Genomic DNA, 17,662 nt, shown 5'->3' on the forward strand with positions numbered 1-17,662 from the left:
TCGCCGTGCGACGCGAAACGGTTCAGGCGTCGCGCCGCGTCAGCAGCATCGCGTCGCCATAGCTGAAGAAGCGGTAACGCTGTTCGATCGCGTGCCGGTACGCTTCGCGAATCGTCTCGACGCCCGCGAACGCCGACACCAGCATCAGCAGCGTCGACTTCGGCAAATGGAAATTGGTCACCAGCCGGTCGACCACGCGGAACTTGTAGCCCGGCGTGATGAAGATGTCGGTTTCCGTGCTGGCCGCGCCGAGCGGGCGTCCGACGGCCTCGGCATCGCGCGCGGCGGCTTCGAGCGCGCGCATCGACGTCGTGCCGACCGCGATCACGCGGTTGCCGCGCGCCCGCGTCGCCGCGATCTTGTCGGCTAGCGATTGCGGCAGGTGGTACCACTCGCTGTGCATTTTGTGTTCGGCCAGATTCTCCACCCGTACCGGCTGGAAGGTGCCCGCGCCGACGTGCAACGTCAGCGTCGCGCGCTCCACCCCGCGGGCGTCGAGCCGCGCGAGCAGCGCGTCGTCGAAGTGCAGGCCGGCGGTGGGCGCAGCCACTGCGCCTGGGTTCTGCGCGAACACTGTCTGGTAGCGGGTTTCGTCAGTCGAGTCGGGATCGTGCTCGATGTACGGCGGCAGCGGCAGGCGGCCGAATTGCTCGATCAGCGTCAGACAGTCGTCTGGAAAATGCAGCGTGTAGAACGGCTCGACGCGTTCGCCGACCGTCACGTCGAACGCATCGGCCAGACGGATCGTGGTGCCCGGCTGTGGGCTCTTGCTCGCGCGGATCTGCGCGAGCGCGGTGCGCTCGCCGGTGAGGCGTTCTACCAGCACTTCGATCTTGCCGCCACTGGCCTTCTGGCCGAGGAAGCGCGCTTTCAGCACTTTGGTATCGTTGAAGACCAGCAGGTCGCCGGCCTCGATGCACTCGGGCAGCTCGGCAAAGCGGCGGTCAATCAGGCGCGCGGCGCCAGCGGCATCGGCCGTGTTGGCCACTTCGAGCAGACGGCTGGCGCTGCGCTCGGGCAGCGCAACTTGCGCGATCAGCTCGGGTGGCAGATCGAAATCGAAATCGGAAAGCGTAAACATGCGGACGACTGGAAGCGAATTGGGACTGAATTGAGCCGAAGCCGGAGCCGGGCGGCTATGATTGCGGGACGCCAGAGCGGCCCGCGAGCCCGCGCGCTGTATGGCGCAACACCTTTGACAGCCGATATTGTACTTGCGAAGCAACCCATGCCTTTGTCCGACCGCCGATTGCCCTCCGCTACCGATGAAGTGAGCGCCGAGCCCAAGCGCCGCGTCTCGCGGGGCAAAGCAGCGGCGGCGGACTTAAACGACCTCGGCGCGGGTGTCGCGTCAGAGGGCAACAAGGCCGCGCGTGAAGGTGAAATGGTTGATCCATTCGCTGACAAGCCCGCCGGCAAATCCGCGGGCAAAGCTACCGGCAAGCCTGCTGCCAAGGCCGCCGCAAAATCCGCAGCCAAGCCGGTCGACAAGCTCGCCAAGCTCGGTCTCACACGCGACATCGATCTGGTTCTGCATCTGCCGATGCGCTACGAAGACGAGACCTCGCTGACACCGATCGGCCATCTGCTGCCGGGCGGCATCGCGCAGACCGAAGGCGTGGTGTTCGACAACGAGATCGCCTATCGCCCGCGCCGGCAGTTGCTGGTGAAACTGCGCGATGACGAAGGCGACGAACTCGTCCTGCGCTTTCTGAATTTCTACGGCTCGCAGGTCAAACAGATGGCGGTCGGCGCGCGGTTGCGCGTGCGCGGCGACGTGCGCGGTGGTTTCTTCGGCATGGAGATGGTGCATCCGGCGGTACGCGTGGTCGACGAAGACACGCCGCTGCCGCAGGCGCTGACACCGGTGTATCCGAGCACCGCGGGCGTGACGCAGGCATATCTGCGCAAGTCGATCGATAACGCGTTGTCGCGCACGTCGTTGCCCGAGTTGCTGCCCGCGCCGATCGAACAAGCTTATATGCGGCCGCTCGGCGTACCGACGCTGATGGACGCCGTGCGCACGCTGCATCATCCGGGCGTGCAATCCGATGAAACCGCGTTGATAGACGGCACGCATCCCGCGTGGGTGCGCATCAAGTTCGAAGAATTGCTGGCGCAGCAGATGTCGTTGAAGCGCGCACATGAAGAGCGCCGCACGCGTGCGGCGCCGACCATGCCGCGCCGGAAGCTGGGCGATGAATCGGCACTCGTCGCGCGTTTGCTGAAGGCGCTGCCGTTTTCGCTGACGGCGGCGCAGGAGCGCGTGGGCGGCGAGATCGCGCTTGATCTGACGCAGCCTCATCCGATGCAGCGGCTGCTGCAGGGCGATGTCGGCAGTGGCAAGACGATCGTCGCCGCGCTGGCCGCGGCGCAGGCGATCGACGCCGGCTACCAGGCCGCGCTGATGGCGCCGACCGAAATTCTGGCCGAACAGCACGCCCGCAAATTGCGCGGCTGGCTGGAACCGTTGGGTGTGAGTGTCGCGTGGCTCGCGGGCAGCCTGAAGACGAAGGAAAAGCGCGCCGCGATCGAAGCGGCGGCGCTCGGCACGGCGCAACTCGTGATCGGTACGCACGCGATCATCCAGGACGCGGTCGAGTTCGCACGGCTGGGGTTGGTGATCGTCGACGAACAGCATCGTTTCGGCGTGGCGCAGCGTCTCGCCTTGCGCGCCAAGGCACGGAACGCCGCCGAAGGCGCGCGCGATTTCCAGCCGCATCAGTTGATGATGTCGGCGACGCCGATTCCGCGCACGCTGGCCATGACTTACTACGCCGACCTCGACGTCTCGACCATCGACGAACTGCCGCCTGGGCGCACGCCGATTCTGACCAAGCTGGTTTCCGACGCGCGGCGGGAAGAGGTGATCGGCCGTGTGCGTGAGGCCGCGCTGACGGGGCGGCAGGTGTACTGGGTGTGTCCGCTGATCGAGGAAAGCGAGACCTTGCAGTTGCAGACCGCGGTGGAGACCTACGAGACGCTGGTGGCCGCGTTGCCCGAATTGAATGTCGGTCTGGTGCACGGACGCCTCGCGCCGTCGGAGAAGGCTGCCGTCATGGATGCGTTCACGCGCAACGAGGTGCAATTGCTGGTGGCGACGACGGTGATCGAAGTGGGTGTCGACGTGCCGAATGCCTCGCTGATGGTGATCGAGCATGCCGAGCGGTTCGGTCTCGCGCAGTTGCACCAGTTGCGTGGACGGGTGGGGCGCGGGAGCGCGGCTTCGATCTGCGTATTGCTGTATACCGGGCCGCTCTCGATGACGGCGCGGGCGCGTTTGCAGACCATGCGCGAGACGACTGACGGGTTCGAAATTGCCCGGCGCGACCTCGAGATTCGCGGTCCGGGTGAGTTTCTGGGCGCCCGGCAGTCGGGTGCGGCCATGTTGAGGTTTGCCGATCTCGAGAATGATCAGTGGCTCATCGAGCCTGCCAGAGAGGCCGCTGCGGCTTTGCTCGAGAAGTATCCCGAGGTGGTGATGCAGCACCTGGCCCGCTGGCTCGGAGCGCGAGAGCACTATCTGAAGGCTTGATGAGGTGTCTTTGCCGGCGGAAACACCCGTCTGCCCCGGCTGGCGAACGGCTCAAAGGACCAAAAGGTTGGCGAACCGACCCTATAGGTGTATAACTAGAACCTATCGAATTCATCGCACTGATTGGTCCCCCAATGACGCTCACCGAATTGAAATACATCGTCGCGGTTGCCCGCGAACGGCACTTCGGCCGGGCCGCCGAAGCGTGTTTCGTTAGCCAGCCGACCCTGTCGGTGGCAATCAAAAAGCTCGAAGACGAGCTCAACGTGCAGATTTTCGAGCGCGGCACCAGTGAAGTCAGTGTCACGCCGATCGGCGAACAGATCGTCACGCAGGCCCAGCGCGTCCTCGAACAGACGCTTGCCATCAAAGAGATCGCGAAACAGGGCAAAGACCCGCTGGTTGGGCCGCTGCGCCTTGGCGTCATCTATACGATCGGGCCGTATCTGCTGCCTACGCTCGTCAAGCAGATGATCAAGCGCGTCCCGCAGATGCCGTTGATGCTGCAGGAAAATTACACGATCAAGCTGATCGAACTGCTCAAGCAGGGGGAGATCGACGTCGCCATCATGGCGCTGCCGTTCCCGGAAACGGGTCTGATGCAGCGCCCGCTCTATGACGAACCGTTTGTCGTCGCGCTGCCGTCGGGTCACGCGTGGGAAAACCGCCCGAAGATCGACGCCGAGGATCTCAAGCAGGAAACCATGTTGTTGCTGGGCAGCGGCCATTGCTTCCGCGACCACGTGCTGGGCGTGTGCCCTGAACTGATGCGTTTCTCGCAGAACGCGGACGGTATCCAGAAGACCTTCGAAGGCTCGTCGCTGGAAACCATCCGTCATATGGTGGCGAGCGGCGTCGGCATTACCGTGCTGCCGCGCATGTCGGTGCATGAGGTCAAGCCGCACGCCGGCGGGATCGATGCCGGCCTGCTCAGCTACGTCGCCTTCGACGAGCCGGTGCCGGATCGCCGCGTTGTGCTCGCCTGGCGCAAGAGCTTCACGCGGATGCCCGCGATCGAGGCCATCTGCGACGCCATTAACGCCTGCGAACTGCCGGGCGTCAAAAAGCTGGATTTGCCAGTCGCCGTCAACTAGGAAGCGGCGCTCCGCACCCAGCCCGCCCGTCGCGCATGCCGGCGGGCGGGCGGGCGACCGCCCAAGGTGGCGATAGTCGCCCCTCCCTATCGAATAGATAAAATTAATCAAACACGTTAATTCGATAGCGTTGATATAGTTTCCTCCATGGATCGCCCGATCCCATAAGACCCGGAGGAAATCATGACGCAATCAAACTCGCAGCCCGTCCAGACCGCCGCTTCTCAATCCGCCCGCGTGACTACCGGCACCTTCGCCGCCTCGGTGCGCAGCGTGCGCACGGTTGCGCTTTCCTTGCTGGTCGATCGGGCCTTGTCCGCATAAGCCGCGGGCATCGGCACACCGTCCCTCTCTCCCCTTTCTGTTTCCGATCAAAGCCACTCAGGAGTCACGCATGTCCGAACGTAAGCTCACCAATGCAGCCGGCGCACCCATCGCCGACAACCAGAATTCGATGACCGCCGGCACGCGCGGTCCGGTCGTTCTGCAAGACGTCTGGCTGCTCGAAAAACTCGCCCATTTCGACCGTGAAGTGATTCCGGAACGCCGCGTTCACGCTAAAGGTTCGGGCGCATTCGGTACGCTGAAGGTCACGCACGACATCTCGCGTTTCACGAAGGCGAAGGTGTTCGCCCAGGTCGGCAAAGACACGCCGCTCTTTATGCGCTTTTCGACGGTGGCGGGCGAACGCGGCGCCGCCGACGCGGAACGCGACGTGCGCGGTTTCTCGATCAAGTTCTACACGGAAGAAGGCAATTGGGACGTGGTCGGCAACAACACGCCGGTGTTCTTCATCCGTGACCCGTTGAAGTTTCCGGACTTCATCCACACGCAAAAGCGCGACCCGTACACCAATATGCGCAGCAATATTGCGGCGTGGGATTTCTGGGCGCGTCATCCGGAGTCGTTGCATCAGGTCACCATCCTGATGAGCGACCGCGGCATTCCGAAGAACTTCCGGCAGATGCACGGCTTCGGCTCGCACACGTACTCGTTCATCAACGCGAACAACGAGCGTTTCTGGGTGAAGTTCCACTTCAAGTCGATGCAGGGCATTGAGAACTTTACCGATGCCGAAGCAGCACAAGTGGTCGCGCAGAACCGTGAAAGCGCGCAACAGGATCTGCTCACCAGCATTGACGCAGGCAACTTCCCGACATGGCGTTTTGCCATTCAGGTGATGCCGGAAGCGGAAGCCTCGAACTATCGCTTCAACCCGTTCGACATTACGAAGGTGTGGTCGCAGAAGGATTACCCGTTGATCGATGTCGGCACGATCGAGTTGAACCGCAACGCGGCGAACTACTTCGCCGACGTGGAGCAGGCGGCGTTCACGCCGGCCAACGTAGTGCCGGGTATTGGCTTCTCGCCGGACCGTCTGTTGCAGGGCCGTTTGTTCTCGTATGGCGACACGCAGCGCTACCGCCTTGGTGTCAATCACCATCAGATTCCGGTGAATGCGCCGCGCTGTCCGGTCCACCATTCGTTCCATCGCGACGGCGCGATGCGCGCGGACGGCAACCTCGGCGGCAACGTGAATTACGAGCCGAATCGCTTCGGTGACTTTGCCCAGGACGCCCATGCATCGGAGCCGCCGCTCGCGGCGGGTACGGTCGACCGCTACGACCATCGCCTGGACGAGGACTACTACACGCAGCCGGGTATGTTGTTTGCGCTCTTCGACACAGCGCAACGCGAGCGTCTGTTCGGCAATATCGCGCGGCATATCAACGGCGTGCCGCAAGAGATCGTCGCGCGTCAGATCGAGCATTTCCGCCGCGCCGATCCGGCCTATGCGGAAGGCGTGATCGCGGCGATCGCCAGGCTCGCTGAAGGCGGCAAGAAGTAAGCAGTTGAAGTGAATTCATGCAGCAGGGCGGGGTGCATCGGCACCTCGCCGGTAACGATCCGAATCGAGGAAGCACGATCATGATCCAGATGATGATGTCCACCATTGGCGGGGCCACCACTGGCGGCTCCTCGGCCGTGCGCGGCGCGCAACGCCAGCAAGCATTGATGCTGCGCAAGTTAGCGGGATTCGCGATCGTTTCGAGCGGACTGGCGGTGATCGTCGTGCAAGCCGTGCAACACGCGCTGGGCGCGTGATCGAGCATGAGGCCGTGGGTGCGGCAAGCGACCACGCGTCACACGAGCGCAGCAGCTTTCTAAGCTAAACTGGCGGGCGTTCGAAGTGCCGGTTTTGCCAGCCGCACACTGTCACTTTACCTACCGGTTCGTATCACTCTTCAAAGGAGTCATCATGGCCAAGAAAGAAGCCGTACAGCACGTCAATATCGGGATTAACGACAAGGATCGCAAGAAGATTGCAGAAGGTCTGTCGCGACTGCTCGCTGACACCTACACGCTGTACCTGAAGACCCACAACTTCCACTGGAACGTGACGGGTCCGATGTTCAACACGTTGCATCTGATGTTCGAAACGCAGTACACCGAGTTGTCGCTCGCGGTCGATTCGATCGCTGAACGTATTCGCGCGCTGGGCGTGCATGCCCCGGGCAGCTACAAGGAATTCGCGAAGCTGTCGTCGATTCCGGAAGCGGACGGTGTGCCGGCTGCGGAAGAAATGATCCGCCAGTTGGTGGAAGGCCAGGAAGCCGTGGTGCGTACCGCACGCGCGATTTTCCCGTCAACCGAAGCCGCCAATGACGAGCCGACCGCCGACCTGCTGACGCAACGCATGCAAACGCACGAAAAGACCGCGTGGATGCTGCGCTCGATGCTGGCTTAAATGCTTTAACGGTCCGGGCGCTTAGTCTGGATTTCAGCGCGGTGCTTCAGTGTTGGCGTTGAACGGAATACAAACAAAGCCTCCCTCTTTGGGAGGCTTTGTTTTGTGCGCCCAGCATGGGCGCACATGAAGAAGGCGCGATTGCTCGCCCCCTTTTTGCTGACACCTGACTTAGTCCGTGATTCCGCTTACACGTTGCCCCTCCGGAGCGAGGTCCGGGTGTTGTTTGTAAATAGGGATGAGCATTTGCTCGAATACCATGTACATGACCTCTCCCACGGCCTGTTTGAAGGTATCAAGCTCCTCGGCGGGGCAATGCGCTTGAACAAAGACAATCGCTTCGTCGAGCGATCCGTTTATGCTCAACATACGGTTGCACACTTCCAGGGCCAATGCCTTATCTTTAATCATGCTTCTACTCCAAATTAATTTGTGGAACCCGAAATCCGTTGCCGGGGCATTGCGTGCCCCGGCACTACGCTGACGCTGATTGTGCGCGTTATATTCGTGGACAGTCCGAAAGCTCAGCGCAGTCGCTAACGCAGTTCCAGAATTTGTATCCAAAATCGCCGGTCGGCAATGCTGCAAATGAGCACTTTTTCCGGCAGGCTGCTCTAACTGCCCGACAATCCGAAGTGTCCTTACATTTCACGAAGCCGGATGTTTGCGCTGTGGCGCTCGGGAATACTTTCGCATAGAGCGCAGTCCGTTGGGACAGGCTCGGAGTCAATATCGGAAACGGTAACTGATTCTGTGCTGCAACCTGAATTTCAATCGGATTGTCCTCAATGGGGTTACCCGTCTGTACGCTGAAATAAAGGTCGTGAAGGAACAGCGGCCATGCAAGACGAGCCTGAATGAACCCGCAATCCACGCACACAGCGCTGATAGCCGGTGGTGCGTTGGACATGTTCGAGCGCAACCAGCCAAGGACGCTTGGTGGCGGGCCTACGGGGTCAATACCTGCCTGGTAGTTATCCAGCCATTTGTCGATGTCGTCACTGCTAATCGCCGAGGCTGCTCCACCGTTCGTTGCGACCGTACCGTTACGAGACACCACGCGTCCGTCAGGCGAATAGCCGTAGTCTACGTTTAGCTGGCGGCCGAGTCGGCCGTTCGTATTCGTTGGCTCTTCGTTGTATTTGAACTGGCTAACTCGTCCTCGCACGTCGTAAGCAATGCGTGCCGTGCGGTAATTGCCGGTTTGCAACGTCACACGGTGCGCCGCATCGCGATCCTGATTACCAAAGAGCCACTTCGAGACGATATTCTGCGCAGTGTTGAGATTGCCGGTTTCGTCGTAGAAGTAGACCCAATCCGAAGCCTTAACGTTGTTAACGTAAGTGATCGCCTCGGCCAACCGATTGAACTGGTCGTATCGAGCACCAACAGTTCGCTGCTGCTGTCCGTCCCAGGTGGCATCGAAACCTGCTTCACCCGTCAGGTCATTTGTGATGCGTTCGCTATACCCCGTGACGTTGCCATTGGCGTCATAGACGAATGACATCAACTTCCCCGGCATGGCGACGGACGCAGGATGAAGACTCGTTGCATCGGCGTACTGCACCGAAGTGACTGCGACGGCGGAAGAGGTCCGCACGGTCGCTTTCACCGGACGACCAGTTTCGTCGTAGCGGTAGACGGCATTGCGTCCCGGCGCAGTTGTCGTCAGGAGGCTGCCCGATGCGTCCCACGTCATCCCGCCCGATTGAGAACCACTGCTGCCGGTTGGGCGAACCTTGTCACCTATGGTCGAGAAGGAAAGCGTTCTTGCACCATTGCTATCCGTGACAGTGGTTGTCCCCGATCCATAGGAAAACTGTACGTTCTTTGTTGTGTCAGGATGGCTGACAGCAGTCGCTCGGCCTTGTGCGTCGTAGGTCCACGTTGCGATTCGCGAGCCGGTCCCGTCAATAACGCCGGTCAGCGCATTCTTGAAACGAGAGTCGCCGTACGCGTATTGCCGTACGTTTCCATCGGGCCAGGTGACAGAAGCGAGATTGCTGTTTGCGTCGTACTGGTACTGCGTGAAGTGGCCCGCAGGGTCAACTAGTCGCGCGATACGGCCTTTATCGTCATATTCGAGGCGAAGGGTGAGGTCGTAGACTGCCTTGGTGTCGGGACCATGCTGCGTGATCGCCGCAAGCCGTCCCGATCCGTCATAGGTCAACGCTCTGACAAACCCGGTCTTGGCTGCCTCCGATAGCAGAACGCCTTGCGAAGAGTACATTTCGCTGGTCTCCGTCATCAGGTCATTGAGCGTCCAGCCCGCGCTGTTCTGCGTGAGCGTCAGGCCGCTAAAGCTCTTCGTTCGCCACGCACCGTTCGTTAACGTGAATGTTAGGGGTTCACCGTTTGCACGATATGCGATGACGTTGCCAGAACTGCCTGCGGCCCCGGTGACATTCAGCTGCCGTTGCCAATTGTGAAACCACATTGGACCGACAGCACTCGCACTTTTCAGGAACACGGTAGATCGGTATGTGCGTGTGAACGTGACCGGCAGTTCATCGCCACTGACGAAATCGTTTTCTGTCAATGTCACTGCGCCGCTAGACGGGTACACCGGGTCCGCCACCGGGCAGGAGTCGTCAGGCAGGACAGGATCGGGTCCCTTGCAGTACCGGGCGATTATTTCCTGCGCATTTGCAGTGCAGAAATACGTACCCATGCCGACTGATGTTCGGCTCGCAGCAATCAAAGCACAGTCTTTATCGCCGGGCATGGCCCCTGCTCTCGCGTACAGGGGAAAACAGATGTCGTCGCCGCTGTCCGCGTTCGCGCCGAACGCCACCAGTAACAGCATGAATGCGGCTAGTAGACGGGCCAGGTTGCCTGCTGGCCCACGAGATGGTTCGTTTATTCTCATACATCTCCCTTTTGTAACGCGTCGTTATAAATTCGTAATAAAGCGACACTGCATCGGGGAGTTGGGAGTCAAAATAGGACAATTCGGAAAAAAGCCGTCGCGCGACACATCTTCACAGGCCGGCTGAAATTGACAGCTTCAAAGCAGGAGCCGCGCTAATCTGCGCGCCAACAACGCCCGCCATGCGGGGCATCCTGCGGAGGTGCAAACCATGGAAGGTACGATTTGCAGCGAAGGGGAACACTCGGTACACGTCATCGTTGACCGCGACACAATCAACGATTCGCAAATCGAAGCAAGGGCCGCCGTCGAACTCGATGCAACAGGTCATTGAGCGGAGCGAACTCGGGATCGGCGACGACGACGCAACGTGCTGCGTCAGTGGCCGTCCTCATGGCCGTCCCCTATGCCGATTTGCGGCGTCGGATTTAGACCCAGCTTTGGTTCGGGACCCGGTTTCGCCGCCCGGCATGTCAACCACGCCGCCCTGAAGGCTGCCTGCCGCCCGCATCCCGTAAAATAGCGGCACCGTCTGCACTTCACCGAATCCGCCCATGTTCGCCCGACTTCCTCTGTATCTGCGCCTCGTTCGCATGGACAAGCCGATCGGCAGCCTGCTGCTGCTGTGGCCGACGCTCAATGCGCTGTGGATTGCGTCCGACGGCCATCCTTCGTGGCCGCTGCTGGTCATCTTCACTGTGGGGACGGTGCTGATGCGCTCGGCGGGCTGTGCGATCAACGACTACGCGGATCGCGACTTCGATCGCTATGTGAAGCGCACGGAAAACCGTCCGATTACGTCGGGCAAGATCAAGGCATGGGAAGCGGTGGCGCTGGCGGCCGGTCTGTCGCTGCTGGCGTTTCTGCTGATCCTGCCGCTGAATACGCTGACCAAGGAGCTATCGGTGGCGGCGCTGTTCGTCGCCGGTTCGTATCCGTTCACGAAGCGCTTCTTCGCGATTCCGCAGGCGTACCTGGGTATTGCATTCGGTTTCGGCATTCCGATGGCGTTCGCCGCGATTCAGAATCACGTGCCGATGCTCGCCTGGGTCATGCTGCTGGCCAACGTGTTCTGGTCGGTTGCGTACGACACGGAATACGCGATGGTCGATCGCGACGACGACATCAAGATCGGCATCCGCACCTCGGCGCTGACCTTCGGCCGCTTCGACGTGGCGGCGATCATGCTTTGCTATGCGGTGACGCTGGGAATTTACGTCGGCATTGGCGTGATGCTCGGCTTCGGCGTGTTGTATTGGCTGGGATGGGCGGCAGCGGTGGGTTGCGCGATCTATCACTACACGCTGATCCGCAATCGCGAGCGGATGGCGTGCTTCGCGGCATTCCGCCATAACAACTGGTTGGGCGGCGCGTTGTTTGTCGGCATTGCCGCGCATTACGCGGCTGCTTCGTTTTAATTCTTTCGCGTTTCTTCTGCCGTTCTCTTGCGCGCCGGACGCCGCCCCGGTGCGATTCGAGGCGGTGCGTCCTCCGGCGTCACGCTGCTCCTGACTGCTGAGCGCGGGATTCAGATCGCGCTTACAGCTTGCCGAACTCGTCACCCATTTCCCTGGCGCGCGCATCGGCGGCGAGCACGCCACGCACGATCGCGTCCTTGATCCCGCTTGCCTCGAACGACGCCAGCGCAGCCGCCGTGGTACCGCCCTTCGAGGTCACACGTTCGCGCAACAGGCTCGGCGGCTCGTCCGAGTTCGCGGCCAATTGTGCCGCGCCGGTGAAGGTCGCGACCGCCAGCGCGCGGCCTTGCGCTTCATCCATGCCGAGTTGACGCGCGGCTTCCTGCAACGCTTCGATGAAATAAAACACGTAGGCGGGGCCGCTGCCCGAGATCGCGGTGACGGCGTCGATCTTCGCTTCGTCATCGAACCAGACGGTTTCGCCGACCGCGCCCAACACCTGCGAGGCGAGCGCACGGCCGGTTTCGTCGACGCTGCCGGTCGCAACGAGGCCCGTTACGCCCATGCCGATCAGCGCCGGCGTATTCGGCATCACGCGCACAATGCGGGCATGACCGTTCAGCCAGCGCGACATGTCATCCATGCGAATGCCTGCGACAATGCTGATCGCCAGTTGCGAGGGCTTCAAATGCGCCGCCAGGGACTCGGCGACGCTCTTCAGAATCTGCGGCTTCACCGCCAGCACCACGGCGTCGTACGACGCGAGCGCGGCGTCCGCTGCGGCGCCGGTTTTAATACCGAATTGCTGCTCATTGCGCTTGCGCGCATCTTCGTTGGGGTCGATTGCGTAGAGGTCAGCAGGCGCGACGCCGCGCTTGATGAGACCGCCGATCAACGCGGCCGCCATGTTGCCACCGCCGATAAAAGCAATTTTCATGATGTTCCGAAAGAGGTTTCGTGGGAGCCCGCAAAGGGGCGAAACGGTCAGTGAGCGTAATCTCGCGCGCCGAAGATCGCGGTGCCGACCCGTACGATCGTCGCGCCTTCCAGCACCGCGGCTTCGAGGTCGCTCGACATGCCCATGGAGAGCGTATCGAGTGCGAGGCCGTCATTGCGCAGGCGTTCGAACAGTTCGCGTAGTTGCCGATGCGGCACGCGTTGCTCTTTGATGCTGCCGGCCGGTTCTGGAATCGCCATCAGACCGCGCAGATTCAGCTTCGGCAGCGCGGCGATGGCCTGCGCGACTTCCGCGGCCTCGGGAATGCTCACGCCGCTTTTCGACGCTTCGCCGCTAATGTTGATCTGCAGGCAGACGTTCAATGGCGGCAGGTTGTCCGGGCGCTGCTCCGACAGCCGCTGCGCAATCTTCAGGCGGTCGACCGAATGGACCCAGTCGAAATTCTCCGCCACCGGCCGCGTCTTGTTCGATTGCAATGGTCCGATGAAATGCCATTCGAGCGCGGCCCGCAGATCGGCCAGCGCTTCGATTTTGGTGATGCTTTCTTGCACGTAGTTCTCACCGAACGCGCGCTGACCGGCCGCATGAGCAGCGCGCACGTCTTCGGCGGGAAACGTCTTCGAAACCGCGAGCAGGGTGATCGAACGCGCATCGCGTCCGGCGGCTTGCGCGGCGAGGGCGATGCGCTGCCGCACCGCTTCGAGGTTGTGAGTCAGATCGGGCATGGAGCGGAACCGGAAGTCTAGCGAAAGACAATGGTCGAATTATACGGACGCAGTCGCTTCATGCATGTCACATGCCGCTGCCCGACACGCGAAAGCGCGCGCGGTGACGTACAGCACGCCACGTGCCGCGCTTCGCGCCAAAAATCGATCGCGTCAAGCGGACAGCATGTGCTCCACCAGTTCGATCCAATGCGCGACCGGCGTGGACGTGCCGCTTTGCAGATGCGCAATGCAGCCGACGTTCGCCGAGACGATTACCTGCGGCTCCTGCGCCTGCAGCCGTTCGAGCTTCTGATCGCGCAGTGCGTACGAGAGCTTGGGCTGCGTCAGCGAATAAGTGCCGGCCGAGCCGCAGCAGAGATGACTATCGGCGGGCAGACGGACTTCCACACCGAGCGCCGTTAGCAGGTGTTCGACCTTGCCGCGCACCTGCTGACCATGCTGCAACGTGCACGGCGGATGGAACGCCACAGTATGGATCGCGCGGCGGCGCGTCACGGCGACGAGCGCCTCTTCGAACTCCGGCAGAATCTCCGCGACGTCGCGCGTCAGTTCGGTCACGCGGCGCGCCTTCTCCGCATACGCGGGATCGTTGCGCAGCAAATGCGCGTATTCCTTGACCGTCGCGCCGCAGCCGGACGCGTTCATCACGATCGCTTCGACACCTTGCTCGATATACGGCCACCACGCGTCGATGTTGGCGCGCAGATCGTCGAGCGCTTCCTCGTTGTAGCCCAGGTGCAAACGGATCGCACCGCAACAGCCCGCTTCGGGCGCAATCAGCGTTTCGACGCCGAGCGCGTCGAGCACCCGCGCGGTGGCGATGTTGACGTTCGGCATCATCGACGGTTGCACGCAGCCCGCGAGCATCAGCATCTTGCGCGGATGTTTCGCGGTCGGCCATTCGAGCGGACGCTGCCGCGCGGGCACCTTGTCGCGCAGTTTCTTGGGCAGGAGCGGACGGATATGCTGGCCGAGGCGCATGGTCGGCGTGAACAGCGCGCTGTTCGGCACGAAGCTCGCGAGCAGCCTGCGCACCATGCGCTGACCGAGCGGACGCGTGACTTTTTCTTCGGTGATCTTGCGGCCGATCTCGACCAGCCTGCCGTATTGCACGCCGGACGGGCAGGTGGTCTCGCAATTGCGGCAAGTGAGGCAGCGGTCCAGATGGACCTGAGTGCTGCGCGTGACCGCCGCGCCTTCCACCATCTGCTTGATCAGATAGATGCGTCCGCGTGGGCCGTCGAGTTCGTCGCCGAGTATCTGATAGGTCGGGCAGGTCGCCGTGCAGAAACCGCAATGCACGCAATTGCGCAGGATGGCGTCGGCTTCGTCGCCATCCGGCGTGTTGCGAATGAAGTCCGCAAGGTTGGTTTGCATCGCGTCGCTTAGAAGTCGGGGTAGAGACGGCCGCGATTGAAAATGCGGGCTGGGTCGAAGGCGGTTTTCAGACCGCGATGGATTTTCATCAGCGGTGCGGGCAACGGCGTGAATACCCCGGCGTTACGGTCGTAGCCGTGGCCGGTGCGGAAGATGGTGGCGTGGCCGCCGGCCTGTTTTGCGCTGATCCGCACGGTTTGCGCGTCGGTGTCGGTGATCCACCAGCGCTGGCTGCCACCCCATTCCATCAGTTGCGCGCCGGGTAATTGCATCGGCTCGGTGATCGACGGCAGGGCGAGGCGCCACAGCGCGGCCTTCGGCGGGATGCCGGCGAAGAACGAGTCCGTCTGTTCACGCAGGCCGGCCCAGAAGCGCTCCGCCTCGACAGCGTCGACGACTTCGCCGCCGAGCGCCGTGCGCGCCGCCTTGACCGCGGCTTCCGCGCCGGCCATCCGCACGGCCAGCGTGCCGTGACGCCATGCGCTCGCCGTGATCGGCAACGGCCTGCCTCCCCATTCGTTGAGCTTGCGGACCGCGTCCGTGCCGTTCATATCGAATTTGAGGGTGGCTTCGGCCTGCGGCAGCGGCAGCACCTTGATAGACAACTCGAGGATCAGCCCAAGGGTGCCGAGCGAGCCCGCCATCAAACGGGAGACGTCATAGCCGGCGACGTTCTTCACCACCTGGCCGCCAAAATGCAGCTTCTGGCCCTGGCCGTTCATGATCACTGCGCCAAGCACGAAGTCGCGCACCGCACCGGCGGCAGGGCGGCGTGGACCGGCAATGCCCGCCGCGATGCAGCCGCCGAAGGTGGCCTGCGGGCCGAAGTGCGGCGGTTCGAAGGCGAGCATCTGATCGCGTTCGGCGAGTGCGGCCTCGATTTCCAGGAGGGGCGTGCCCGCGCGCGCCGTAATAACCAGTTCGGCCGGATCGTAAGCAATGATGCCGCGATAAGCGCGCGTGTCGAGGATCTCACCTTCCAGCGTCTGACCGTACCAGTCTTTGGTGCCGCCGCCACGGATGCGCAATGTGCGCCCTTCGGCGCTGGCTGAACGCACGCGTTCAGACCAAACGGCGACGATGTCGTCCTCTTCCATGGTGTCCTGCTTCGTTGTGTTTCGATCGATTGTACCGGGCGGCGGCTCGCTGGCAACCCGGAGCGGACCCGCATCGGGTAATCAGGGTGGGAACCGGGAAGCGCCGTGGGCGTGGGGCATGCGGGATGCGTCGGGAGGGGGAGTAATCGCGCGGGGGGCTGGCTGGGGAGTGGACTGGAAAGCGGGTTGGCGCCGTGCGGGAGTCCCGCTATGTGGACAGGCGGAGCCGTGCGGCGGCCAAGCCATGTGACGCTGCGTGCCCGCCTTGGGCCAGCAGCGCCACAAGCGGTCTTAAAACCGCGGCAGGTCCGGATGCGGCAGCAAGCCACCGCGCACATGCATCTTGCCGTACTCGGCGCAACGGGCCCGGGTGGGAATGCCCTTGTCGGGATTGAGCAAGCCCGGTGCGTCAAAGGCGCGTTTGACCGCGTGGAATGTATCGCGCTCTTCGGGCGAAAACTGCACGCACATCGAATTGATTTTCTCGATGCCCACGCCGTGCTCGCCGGTCACCGTGCCACCCAGTTCGACGCACGTTTCGAGAATGTCGCAGCCGAACGCCTCAGCTCGATGCCACTCGTCCTGATCGTTGCCGTTGAACAGGATCAGCGGGTGCATATTGCCGTCGCCGGCATGGAATACGTTGATGCAGCGCAGGCCGTATTTCTTCTCCATGACCTCGATGCGCGCCAGCAAGGGCCCGATACTGCGACGCGGCACAGTGCCGTCCATGCAGTAGTAGTCGGGCGAAATGCGGCCTGCCGCCGGGAACGCGTTCTTGCGCCCGGACCAGAAGCGCAGCCGTTCGGCTTCCGAGCGTGAAATCTGGATGCGGGTTGCACCCTGTTCACGCAGCACCGCGGTCATGCGCACGATCTCGTCGGCCACTTCTTCCGGCGTGCCATCCGATTCGCACAGCAGGATCGCCGCCGCGTCGAGGTCGTAGCCCGCGTTGACGAACTCTTCAACGGCGCGCGTGGCCGGTTTGTCCATCATCTCCAGACCGGCCGGAATAATGCCTGCCGCAATGATGCCGGCGACCGCATCGCCGCCTTTCACGACGTCGTCGAAACTGGCCATGATGACCTGTGCCGTTTGCGGCTTGGGGATCAGCTTGACGGTGACTTCCGTGACGATCGCGAACATGCCTTCGCTGCCGATCAGCACCGCGAGCAGATCGAGCCCCGGCGCGTCCGGCGCGAGCGAACCGAATTCGACGATCTCGCCTTCCATCGTCACGGCGCGCACGCGCAACACGTTGTGCACGGTGAGGCCGTATTTGAGACAGTGCACGCCGCCCGAATTCTCGGAGACGTTGCCGCCGATCGTGCAGGCAATCTGCGACGACGGATCGGGCGCGTAGTAAAGCCCGTAGGGCGCGGCGGCTTCGGAAATCGACAAATTGCGCACACCCGGTTGCACCGTGGCCGTCCGCGCGTACGAGTCGACTTCGACGATCTTGCGAAAGCGCGCGAGCGACACCACTACGCCGTGACGAATTGGCATGGCCCCGCCGGACAAACCGGTGCCCGCGCCGCGCGGCACGATCGGCACGTCGAGCCGGTGACAGATTTGCACGATGCGCTGGACCTGCGATTCCGTCTCCGGCAACGCGACTGCGAGCGGCAGACGCCGGTAGGCAGCAAGGCCGTCGCATTCGTAGGCGACGGTGTCTTCTTCGCGATACAGCAGACAGTGGGTCGGCAACACGGCCATCAGTGCCTGCACGACTTCGCGCTGGCGTTGGGCAAGAACTTCGGCCGTCAGTTCGACGGGTGCGTTCATATGACTTGTCTCCTGGTGTCTTTCACACTGCGTGCCCGGTCTGGCCTGGTTG

Annotated in this window: 16 protein-coding genes; 8 read left to right on the forward strand and 8 right to left on the reverse strand. The window is 62.2% G+C overall.

All coding sequences use genetic code 11. The annotated features are described in order from the left end of the window. Positions 1-22: 22 nt before the first annotated feature. Entirely contained in the window at positions 23-1,081 is a 1,059-nt protein-coding gene (queA, locus tag KHO23_RS01605) for a tRNA preQ1(34) S-adenosylmethionine ribosyltransferase-isomerase QueA (protein WP_211609013.1), read from the reverse strand. A gap of 147 nt (positions 1,082-1,228) precedes the next feature. On the opposite strand from queA, the gene recG reads away from it, so the two are divergent. The 6 genes from recG (at position 1,229) to KHO23_RS01635 (ending at position 7,378) form a co-directional block, all read left to right on the forward strand. Beyond that, positions 1,229-3,535: an ATP-dependent DNA helicase RecG gene (gene recG, locus KHO23_RS01610; RefSeq protein ID WP_211609014.1), complete on the forward strand. Its 2,307-nt coding sequence runs from the start codon at positions 1,229-1,231 to the stop codon at positions 3,533-3,535. 134 nt (positions 3,536-3,669) lie between these two features. Continuing rightward, a complete protein-coding gene (locus KHO23_RS01615; protein ID WP_211609015.1) occupies positions 3,670-4,629 on the forward strand; it encodes a hydrogen peroxide-inducible genes activator in 960 nt (319 codons plus the stop codon). Between the two features lie 183 nt (positions 4,630-4,812). Next, on the forward strand, positions 4,813-4,953 hold the full coding sequence (locus KHO23_RS01620) for a hypothetical protein (protein ID WP_211609016.1): 141 nt from the start codon (positions 4,813-4,815) through the stop codon (positions 4,951-4,953). 70 nt (positions 4,954-5,023) lie between these two features. Further along, the gene (locus tag KHO23_RS01625) at positions 5,024-6,478 is read left to right on the forward strand and encodes a catalase (RefSeq protein ID WP_211609017.1); all 1,455 of its coding nucleotides are present in this window, start codon (positions 5,024-5,026) and stop codon (positions 6,476-6,478) included. 80 nt (positions 6,479-6,558) lie between these two features. Beyond that, positions 6,559-6,735: a hypothetical protein gene (locus KHO23_RS01630; protein WP_211609018.1), complete on the forward strand. Its 177-nt coding sequence runs from the start codon at positions 6,559-6,561 to the stop codon at positions 6,733-6,735. A 154-nt stretch (positions 6,736-6,889) separates the two neighbouring features. Further along, on the forward strand, positions 6,890-7,378 hold the full coding sequence (locus KHO23_RS01635; RefSeq protein ID WP_211609019.1) for a Dps family protein: 489 nt from the start codon (positions 6,890-6,892) through the stop codon (positions 7,376-7,378). A gap of 171 nt (positions 7,379-7,549) precedes the next feature. On the opposite strand, the gene KHO23_RS01640 is transcribed toward KHO23_RS01635, so the two are convergent. Together KHO23_RS01640 and KHO23_RS01645 are read right to left on the reverse strand one after the other, a co-directional pair. Continuing rightward, a complete protein-coding gene (locus tag KHO23_RS01640) occupies positions 7,550-7,789 on the reverse strand; it encodes a hypothetical protein (RefSeq protein ID WP_211609020.1) in 240 nt (79 codons plus the stop codon). Between the two features lie 88 nt (positions 7,790-7,877). Then, positions 7,878-10,184, reverse strand: a complete 2,307-nt coding sequence (locus tag KHO23_RS01645) for a DUF6531 domain-containing protein (RefSeq protein ID WP_211609021.1) — start codon at positions 10,182-10,184, stop codon at positions 7,878-7,880. A 274-nt stretch (positions 10,185-10,458) separates the two neighbouring features. Between KHO23_RS01645 and KHO23_RS35340 the strand changes: the two genes are divergently transcribed. Together KHO23_RS35340 and ubiA are read left to right on the forward strand one after the other, a co-directional pair. After that, positions 10,459-10,581, forward strand: a complete 123-nt coding sequence (locus KHO23_RS35340; RefSeq protein ID WP_268963865.1) for a hypothetical protein — start codon at positions 10,459-10,461, stop codon at positions 10,579-10,581. A 220-nt stretch (positions 10,582-10,801) separates the two neighbouring features. After that, on the forward strand, positions 10,802-11,665 hold the full coding sequence (gene ubiA / locus KHO23_RS01650; RefSeq protein WP_211609022.1) for a 4-hydroxybenzoate octaprenyltransferase: 864 nt from the start codon (positions 10,802-10,804) through the stop codon (positions 11,663-11,665). Between the two features lie 121 nt (positions 11,666-11,786). Here the strand turns inward: ubiA and proC are convergent, their stop codons facing one another. The 5 genes from proC to KHO23_RS01675 all read right to left on the reverse strand — a co-directional run bounded on the left by proC (position 11,787) and on the right by KHO23_RS01675 (position 17,610). Beyond that, on the reverse strand, positions 11,787-12,602 hold the full coding sequence (gene proC / locus KHO23_RS01655; RefSeq protein ID WP_211609023.1) for a pyrroline-5-carboxylate reductase: 816 nt from the start codon (positions 12,600-12,602) through the stop codon (positions 11,787-11,789). A 47-nt stretch (positions 12,603-12,649) separates the two neighbouring features. Continuing rightward, complete coding sequence (locus KHO23_RS01660) at positions 12,650-13,348, reverse strand: YggS family pyridoxal phosphate-dependent enzyme (RefSeq protein ID WP_211609024.1); 699 nt, start codon at positions 13,346-13,348, stop codon at positions 12,650-12,652. Positions 13,349-13,501: 153 nt separating this feature from the next. Then, a complete protein-coding gene (gene glcF / locus KHO23_RS01665; protein WP_211609025.1) occupies positions 13,502-14,728 on the reverse strand; it encodes a glycolate oxidase subunit GlcF in 1,227 nt (408 codons plus the stop codon). 8 nt (positions 14,729-14,736) lie between these two features. After that, on the reverse strand, positions 14,737-15,825 hold the full coding sequence (gene glcE, locus KHO23_RS01670; RefSeq protein WP_211609026.1) for a glycolate oxidase subunit GlcE: 1,089 nt from the start codon (positions 15,823-15,825) through the stop codon (positions 14,737-14,739). Between the two features lie 291 nt (positions 15,826-16,116). Beyond that, entirely contained in the window at positions 16,117-17,610 is a 1,494-nt protein-coding gene (locus KHO23_RS01675; RefSeq protein ID WP_211609027.1) for an FAD-linked oxidase C-terminal domain-containing protein, read from the reverse strand. Between the last annotated feature and the right edge of the window lie 52 nt (positions 17,611-17,662).

This window comes from Paraburkholderia haematera (assembly GCF_905220975.1).
Classification (GTDB): domain Bacteria; phylum Pseudomonadota; class Gammaproteobacteria; order Burkholderiales; family Burkholderiaceae; genus Paraburkholderia; species Paraburkholderia haematera.

Coding starts and splice junctions, on each gene's coding strand:
- queA (WP_211609013.1), bottom strand. CDS start 1,081: ATGTTTACGCTTTCCGATTTCGATTTCGATCTGCCACCCGAGCTGATC.
- recG (WP_211609014.1), top strand. CDS start 1,229: ATGCCTTTGTCCGACCGCCGATTGCCCTCCGCTACCGATGAAGTGAGC.
- KHO23_RS01615 (WP_211609015.1), top strand. CDS start 3,670: ATGACGCTCACCGAATTGAAATACATCGTCGCGGTTGCCCGCGAACGG.
- KHO23_RS01620 (WP_211609016.1), top strand. CDS start 4,813: ATGACGCAATCAAACTCGCAGCCCGTCCAGACCGCCGCTTCTCAATCC.
- KHO23_RS01625 (WP_211609017.1), top strand. CDS start 5,024: ATGTCCGAACGTAAGCTCACCAATGCAGCCGGCGCACCCATCGCCGAC.
- KHO23_RS01630 (WP_211609018.1), top strand. CDS start 6,559: ATGATCCAGATGATGATGTCCACCATTGGCGGGGCCACCACTGGCGGC.
- KHO23_RS01635 (WP_211609019.1), top strand. CDS start 6,890: ATGGCCAAGAAAGAAGCCGTACAGCACGTCAATATCGGGATTAACGAC.
- KHO23_RS01640 (WP_211609020.1), bottom strand. CDS start 7,789: ATGATTAAAGATAAGGCATTGGCCCTGGAAGTGTGCAACCGTATGTTG.
- KHO23_RS01645 (WP_211609021.1), bottom strand. CDS start 10,184: ATGCTGTTACTGGTGGCGTTCGGCGCGAACGCGGACAGCGGCGACGAC.
- KHO23_RS35340 (WP_268963865.1), top strand. CDS start 10,459: ATGGAAGGTACGATTTGCAGCGAAGGGGAACACTCGGTACACGTCATC.
- ubiA (WP_211609022.1), top strand. CDS start 10,802: ATGTTCGCCCGACTTCCTCTGTATCTGCGCCTCGTTCGCATGGACAAG.
- proC (WP_211609023.1), bottom strand. CDS start 12,602: ATGAAAATTGCTTTTATCGGCGGTGGCAACATGGCGGCCGCGTTGATC.
- KHO23_RS01660 (WP_211609024.1), bottom strand. CDS start 13,348: ATGCCCGATCTGACTCACAACCTCGAAGCGGTGCGGCAGCGCATCGCC.
- glcF (WP_211609025.1), bottom strand. CDS start 14,728: ATGCAAACCAACCTTGCGGACTTCATTCGCAACACGCCGGATGGCGAC.
- glcE (WP_211609026.1), bottom strand. CDS start 15,825: ATGGAAGAGGACGACATCGTCGCCGTTTGGTCTGAACGCGTGCGTTCA.
- KHO23_RS01675 (WP_211609027.1), bottom strand. CDS start 17,610: ATGAACGCACCCGTCGAACTGACGGCCGAAGTTCTTGCCCAACGCCAG.